This window comes from Roseitalea sp. (assembly GCF_984466335.1).
The window spans coordinates 502-7660 of record NZ_CFIFWG010000154.1 but is presented as its reverse complement, the minus strand read 5'-3'; the positions used below and the strand labels follow the sequence as shown (position 1 = coordinate 7660).

General features: G+C 64.3%; 4 protein-coding genes and 1 pseudogene. All 5 read left to right on the top strand.

Annotated elements, in window-relative coordinates:
• Positions 1-162, top strand: a pseudogene (locus tag AC5E6L_RS12700) (xanthine phosphoribosyltransferase); the annotation flags it as partial.
• A 9-nt stretch (positions 163-171) separates the two neighbouring features.
• The gene (locus AC5E6L_RS12695) at positions 172-1419 is read left to right on the top strand and encodes an MFS transporter (protein WP_491773738.1); all 1248 of its coding nucleotides are present in this window, start codon (positions 172-174) and stop codon (positions 1417-1419) included.
• Between the two features lie 117 nt (positions 1420-1536).
• Positions 1537-2031 (top strand): NUDIX hydrolase, encoded by a 495-nt coding sequence (locus AC5E6L_RS12690; protein WP_491773736.1) that lies wholly within the window; start codon positions 1537-1539, stop codon positions 2029-2031.
• A 592-nt stretch (positions 2032-2623) separates the two neighbouring features.
• A complete protein-coding gene (locus AC5E6L_RS12685) occupies positions 2624-6412 on the top strand; it encodes a vitamin B12-dependent ribonucleotide reductase (protein WP_491229266.1) in 3789 nt (1262 codons plus the stop codon).
• A 20-nt stretch (positions 6413-6432) separates the two neighbouring features.
• Positions 6433-7029, top strand: coding sequence for a DUF6338 family protein (locus AC5E6L_RS12680; protein WP_491773733.1), 597 nt, complete (start codon positions 6433-6435; stop codon positions 7027-7029).
• Positions 7030-7159 lie beyond the last annotated feature (130 nt).

Genomic DNA, 7159 nt, shown 5'->3' with positions numbered 1-7159 from the left:
ATGATGCCGAAGGCGCATTTCGCGACGGTCTACGCCAAGCCCAAGGGCATGCCGCAGGTCGACACCTTCATCACCGAGGTCAGCCAGGACACCTGGATCTTCTTCCCCTGGGACATGGGTTTTGCCTATCAGGCGCCGATCGCCGGGGCGGGCAAGGGCTGACGCCGGCCGATGGACGCGTCCACGCCCCGGCCGGCCCTTTCGGCGGCCGCCAGGCGGCGGGCGCTGGCGGCCGTGCTGATGACCGTCGCCATGAACATGATCGGCGTGGGGCTGGCCTGGCCGATCCTGCCCGAGCTCGTCCAGGCCATGGGGTCCGGCACGATCAGCGACGCGGCCGCCGCCTACGCGGTGATCGGCACCATCTACGCCCTCGCCCAGTTCATGTTTTCGCCGCTGATCGGCATCGTGTCGGACAGGTTCGGCCGCCGGCCTGTCATGCTGGTTTCGCTCGCCGGCCTGACGGTCGACTATGTCTTTGCGGCGCTCGCGCCGACGCTGGTCTGGCTGGCCTTCGCGCGCCTGGTCGGCGGCATTTTCGGCGCGACGGTGACGACCGCCAACGCCTATGTGACCGACATATCCGAGCCCGCCGAGCGCGCCCGCATCTTCGGCCTGATCGGCGCCGCGTTCGGGGCCGGCTTCATCCTCGGCCCGCTGCTGGGCGGCATACTGGGCGAGATCGACATCCGCCTGCCGTTCATCGCGGCCGCAGCGCTCGGCGCGCTTAATCTCGGCTTCGCGTTCCTCTTCCTGCCCGAATCGCTGGCCGCGCCGAACAGGCGGGGCAAGCCGGACTGGCGCGAGGCGAACCCGCTGTCGTCGCTGCGCAAGATCGCCGGCTTTCCCGCCCTGACACCCCTGCTCGTCGCCCTTCTGGTAACGGCGACCGCGCAGCGCGGCCTCGAAGGCACCTGGGTGCTCTACACCGAATTCCGGTTCGGCTGGGGGCTTCGCGAGGCCGCCTGGTCGCTCGCCTTCGTGGGCGCGATGTATGTCATCGTGCAGGGCTTTCTGGTCGGCCCCGCCGTGCGCCTTTTCGGCGACCGGCCGACCGTGATCGCCGGCTTTGCCGTCTCGTGCCTTTCGCTGGCGCTCTACGGCGTCGCCGAGACCGGCTGGATGGTCTATCCGCTGATCGCGCTTTACGTGATCGGCAACGGACTTGGCTCTCCCGCCCTGACGGCGATCTGCTCGAAAAGCGTCGATCCGGACCGCCAGGGCCAGCTTCAGGGCACGTTGCAGTCGATCAACGCGCTGGCCATCATCTTCGGCCCGCTGCTGGCATCGCTCGTGCTCGCCCACGTCTCGGCGCCCGACCCGCTCTTCGATGTGCCGGGCCTGTGGTTCATCGGCGGCGCGCTGGTGTTCGCCCTTTCGGTCGTGCTTGCGATTGGCGCCGCCCCGCGCGCGCGTTAGACCGTGTCGCCATTTCGCGCTATTCACAGCCTGCATGACGGCGCCGGCGGGCGCATGTCCCTTGTCCGGCGAATCTGCCACGCTTCAGGGTCATTATCGAGGCGAGATGGAGAACCAATGGCCGACGACAGCGCACTTTCCCGTATCCTGCAACGGATCAGGCGCGCCTTTGGCGGCGAGACCGGCGCGTTCGCACCCCAGGCCGCCGCGCTCGCCTGGCGTCGCGCGGACGGGCCTGTGGCGGAGGTGCTGCTGATCACGAGCCGCGGCACGGGCCGCTGGGTCCTGCCGAAGGGCTGGATCGAGGACGGCGAGGACAAGGCGGCCGCCGCCGCGCGCGAAGCCTGGGAAGAGGCCGGCATAAAGGGCTCGCTGACGCCCGAACCGGTCGGCACATATGGTTATCGCAAGACCGATGGCGAGACCGTCCAGAACTGCCATGTGACCGTCTACGCGCTGGCCGTCGAGCACCAGGCGGACGATTGGCCAGAACGCGCCGAACGCGACCGGAAGTGGGTGCCGGCCGCCCAGGCGGCGCAGCTGGTCGACGAGCCGGATCTCAAGGCCCTGCTCGACGCCTTCGGCACGGGCTGGAGGAAGCTGGCGGCGTAAGCCTCGCCAGGCGGCCCGCCGCGCGCGGCGGCGACACAAGTGCCTTCACGCTTTCTTAAGCTGTTTCCCCGCTATCCCGTGGACAATGCCACACCAGATATAGTGGATGACAGGCTGTGACGATCCACCCCTTGACCGACCGTCGCGAGTCGCTTTTTATGACGTTCGTGCGACGTTTGGCGCACACCCGGCGGATCGGAAATGCCGGTTCAGTCTCATGTTCCATGTTAGCGTTTCAACGGCGGCGTTGGCGAGCCTTTGGCACATCCGCGCGCGTCTCATGCGTATGGCGTGTCGGCTCGGGAGTTCGGCAAAGAGCTGGGAAGAAGACGGTTAACACAATATTTAGTGTTTGCGGTTCATCTAACCACTATATAATGTGGGCTCGACGTATGATCGGCTCCATAACCGGGCGGGACGTCAAACAATCATCGCGGTTGGGCAGCCCTTTGGGGCCGTGACTCTGCGTCATCGGCCCGAAGGGCGGCGGCGTTGCCGGGCGTGCGCGCGGCGCGAGGGGTTTTCTGCATTCGATCGGGCCGCGTGGCGGCCTGTGGACAACACACCATATATAGAGGGCACGAGGGATCATATGCGTATCGAGCGGCACTACACCAAGGATGGCCAATCTCCCTATGGGGAGATCGCCTTCCGCAAGGCGACCAGCGAGATCAGGAACCCGGACGGATCGGTGGTCTTCAGGCTCGAAGACATCGACGTGCCCGACCAGTTCAGCCAGGTGGCGGCCGACATCCTGGCGCAGAAATATTTCCGCAAGGCCGGCGTGCCCGCGCGCCTGAAGAGAATGGAAGAGAATTCCGTTCCCTCCTTCCTGTGGCGCTCGGTCGCCGACGAGGAGGCGCTGGCCGAGCTGCCCGAGGACGAGCGCCATGGTCCCGAGACGGACGCGCGGCAGGTGTTCACGCGGCTGGCCGGCACCTGGACATATTGGGGCTGGAAGGGCGGCTATTTCGATTCGGAAGACGATGCCCGCGCCTTCATGGACGAATTGTGCTTCATGCTGGCCACCCAGCGCGTCGCGCCCAACTCACCGCAATGGTTCAACACGGGCCTTCACTGGGCCTACGGCATCGACGGGCCGGGCCAGGGCCATTTCTATGTCGACCCGTTCACCGGCAGGCTGGTGAAATCGAAATCCGCCTACGAGCATCCCCAGCCGCACGCCTGCTTCATCCAGTCGGTCGGCGACGATCTCGTCAATGAGGGCGGCATCATGGATCTGTGGGTGCGCGAGGCGCGCCTGTTCAAATATGGCTCGGGCACGGGCACGAACTTCAGCCACCTGCGCGGCGAGGGCGAGAAGCTGTCGGGCGGCGGCAAATCGTCGGGCCTGATGAGCTTTCTGAAGATCGGCGACCGGGCGGCCGGCGCCATCAAGTCGGGCGGCACCACGCGCCGCGCCGCCAAGATGGTGGTGGTCGACATCGACCATCCGGACATCGAGAACTATATCGACTGGAAGGTGCGCGAGGAGCAGAAGGTCGCGGCCCTGGTCACCGGCTCCAAGATCGTCGCCCGGCACATGAACGCCATCATGCGCGCCTGCGTGAACTGCGAGGCCGACAATGACGATTGCTTCGATGTGGGCAAGAACCCGGCCCTCAAGCGTGAAGTGAAGGCCGCGAAAAAGGCGCTGGTGCCGGAGAACTACATCCAGCGCGTCATCCAGTTCGCGCGCCAGGGCTACACCGATCTCGAATTTGCGACCTACGACACGGACTGGGATTCGGACGCCTATCTGACCGTCTCGGGCCAGAATTCCAACAACTCGGTCTCGCTGTCGGACGAATTCCTGCGCACAGTCGAAAACGATGGCGACTGGAATCTGGTCAACCGCATCGACGGCAAGGTGGCCAAGACGCTTCCGGCGCGCGATCTGTGGGAGAAGATCGGCTATGCCGCCTGGGCGTCCGCCGATCCGGGCCTGCATTTCAACACGACGATGAACGACTGGCACACCTGCCCCTCGGGCGGGCGCATCCGCGGCTCGAACCCGTGCTCGGAATATATGTTCCTGGACGATACGGCCTGCAACCTGGCCTCGGTGAACCTGATGCAGTTCGCCGACGCCGACACCAGGAAGATCGACATCGCCGCCTACGAGCACACGGTCCGGCTGTGGACGATCGTGCTCGAAATCTCGGTGATGATGGCGCAGTTCCCGTCCAGGCAGATCGCCCAACTGTCCGACAAGTACCGGACGCTGGGCCTGGGATATGCCAATATTGGCGGGCTCCTGATGAGTTCGGGCATTCCCTATGATTCCGACCAGGGCCGGGCGATCGCCGGCGCGCTGACCGCGATCATGACCGGCATCGCCTATGCGACCTCCGCCGAAATGGCTTGCGAACTGGGCCCCTTTCCCGGCTACAAACCGAACGCGCAGAACATGCTGCGCGTGATGGGCAACCATCGGCGCGCGGCCCATGGCGAGACGCAGGGCTATGAGGGGCTCGCGGTCAACCCCGTGCCGCTCAAGGCCGAGGACTGCCCCGACGCGGATCTGATCGCCCACGCCCGCGCGGCCTGGGACCGGGCGGTGGAGCTGGGGCGGCAGCACGGCTACCGCAACGCACAGGCGACCGTGATCGCGCCGACCGGCACGATCGGCTTGGTCATGGACTGCGACACGACCGGCATCGAGCCCGACTTCGCGCTTGTGAAATTCAAGAAGCTCGCCGGCGGCGGCTATTTCAAGATCATCAACCGCGCCGTGCCCGCAGCATTGCGCACGCTGGGCTACGCCGAAAGCGAGATCGCCGAGATCGAGGCGTATGCGGTCGGCCACGGCAATCTGAACCAGGCACCGGCCATCAACCCGGCGAGCCTTCGGGCAAAGGGCTTTGACGACGACAGGATCGCGGCGGTCAACGGCGCCCTGGCATCCGCCTTCGACATCAAGTTCGCGTTCAACAAATGGACGCTGGGCGAAGAATTCTGCCGTGACGCGCTCGGCGTCACCGAGGCGCAACTGAACCAGTTCAACTTCGACCTGCTCGCCCATCTGGGCTTTTCCAGGCAGGAGATCGAGGCCGCCAACATCCACATTTGCGGGGCGATGACGCTTGAAGGGGCGCCCTTCGTCAAGGACGAGCACCTGCCGGTCTTCGATTGCGCCAATCCCTGCGGCAGAAACGGCACGCGCTATCTGTCCGTCGACAGCCACATCCGCATGATGGCCGCCGCCCAGCCCTTCATCTCGGGCGCGATCTCGAAGACGATCAACATGCCCAACGCGGCGACCGTCGAGGACTGCAAGAACGCCTATATGCTGTCCTGGAAGCTCGCCCTTAAGGCCAACGCGCTCTATCGCGACGGCTCGAAACTGTCCCAGCCGCTGAACGCGGCGATCATCGAAGAGGATGATGAGGACGACGAGGCGCTCGATACGCTGATCGAGGCGCCCGCCGCCACACGCGCCGTGGCGGTCACCGAAAGGATCGTCGAAAAGGTCATCGAGCGCGTGCGCGAGCAGGAAAAGCTGCCCGCGCGCCGCAAGGGCTATACGCAAAAGGCCAAGATCGGCGGGCACACCGTGTTCCTGCGCACCGGCGAATATGATGACGGGCGCCTGGGCGAAATCTTCCTGGACATGAACAAGGAAGGCTCGACGCTGCGGGCGTTGATCAACAATTTCGCCATCTCCGTCTCGCTGGGGCTGCAATGGGGCGTGCCGCTGGAGGAATATGTCGACGCCTTCGTCTTCACCAAGTTCGAGCCGGCCGGCATGGTGCAGGGGAACGATGCGATCAAGAGCGCGACCTCGATCCTCGACTATGTCTTCCGCGAACTGGCGATCTCCTACCTTGGCAGGCACGATCTGGCCCATGTCGACCAGTCCGAGTTCTCCTCGACCCCGCTGGGCAAGGGCATCGCCGAGGGCAAGACGCAGCCGGTTTCCAAGGGCTGGACGCGCGGGCACAACCTGTCGGTCGTCCGCTCGGACGCGCCCGGCCCCGACACGCCCGCCGGATCGCTGGGCACCAACGTGACGGCGATTTCACCCGGTGCGAGCCATTCGGCGCTCGCCGTCGCGCCCGTGCTGCAATTGCAGGAGGAAGCCTCGGCCTTCCACCGCGACTATGCCGAACGGGCCGAGACCTTCAAGGCGGAAGGCAGGACCGGTGCCCGGGCCGAGGCGCAAGCCGCCGCGGCGGCCGCAACGGGCCTGTCGCCATCGGCCGCCCGCGCAAAACCGGACGCGCACGACACCCGCCGGATCGAGGCCGAACGGCGCATGCGGGCGATGATGGCCGGCTACACCGGCGACATGTGCGGCGAATGCTCCAACTTCACCATGGTGCGCAACGGCACCTGCCTGAAGTGCGACACGTGCGGGGCGACCAGCGGGTGTTCATAACAACAACGAGGTAGAGCAGGATGATCCCTGACCTACCCACCGAGATCATCGGCTTGTTGCGATATATCCTGCCCGGCTTTGTTGCCGGGTGGGTTTTCTATTCCCTTACAGCCCATCAACGCCCCGACCAATTTCAACAGTTGATCCAGGCGCTCATATTCACGCTGCTTGTCCAGGGCTCACTCCCTGCGTGGCAAATTTTGGAAGTCCGGTGGGTGGAGAGCTTCCGCCAGCAGACCGATCTTCTCCTGCTGACACACTCCATGCTGGTTGGCTCAATCATATCATTGCTGGCAAACAAAGATTTGCCGCACAGGCTGCTCAGACAGTTCAGCTTCTCGAGTCAATCCACCTATCCGTCTGAGTGGGTCGGTGTATTGAGCCGCAAAAAGGCCTACATGGTGTTTCATCTTGATGGCAATCGACGGCTTTACGGGTGGCCGCGCGAATGGCCCCAGGTGGCCAATGTCGGGCATTTCTATATCGAACAGCCATCATGGCTATTGGGAGATGGATCCGAAGAATATCTTGGCGATGATAGTGTGGACGGTATCCTGATCGACGTTAAGGAAATTGAATTTATTGAGATAATGAAAGAAGGACATGAAAATGGGTAAACGTGGGTCAAATCCACCACCTCCGCCGAACCCTCTTGGTGGGACAAATCCGCCACCTACCAGCGTTCGACCACCACCGCCGCCGCCGCCGCCGCCGAAAACCTAATCGACAGAGCCAACATTGCAATAC

Excerpts from the sequence above, each read along its gene's own strand:
- AC5E6L_RS12695 (WP_491773738.1), top strand. The coding sequence starts at position 172 with ATGGACGCGTCCACGCCCCGGCCGGCCCTTTCGGCGGCCGCCAGGCGG.
- AC5E6L_RS12690 (WP_491773736.1), top strand. The coding sequence starts at position 1,537 with ATGGCCGACGACAGCGCACTTTCCCGTATCCTGCAACGGATCAGGCGC.
- AC5E6L_RS12685 (WP_491229266.1), top strand. The coding sequence starts at position 2,624 with ATGCGTATCGAGCGGCACTACACCAAGGATGGCCAATCTCCCTATGGG.
- AC5E6L_RS12680 (WP_491773733.1), top strand. The coding sequence starts at position 6,433 with ATGATCCCTGACCTACCCACCGAGATCATCGGCTTGTTGCGATATATC.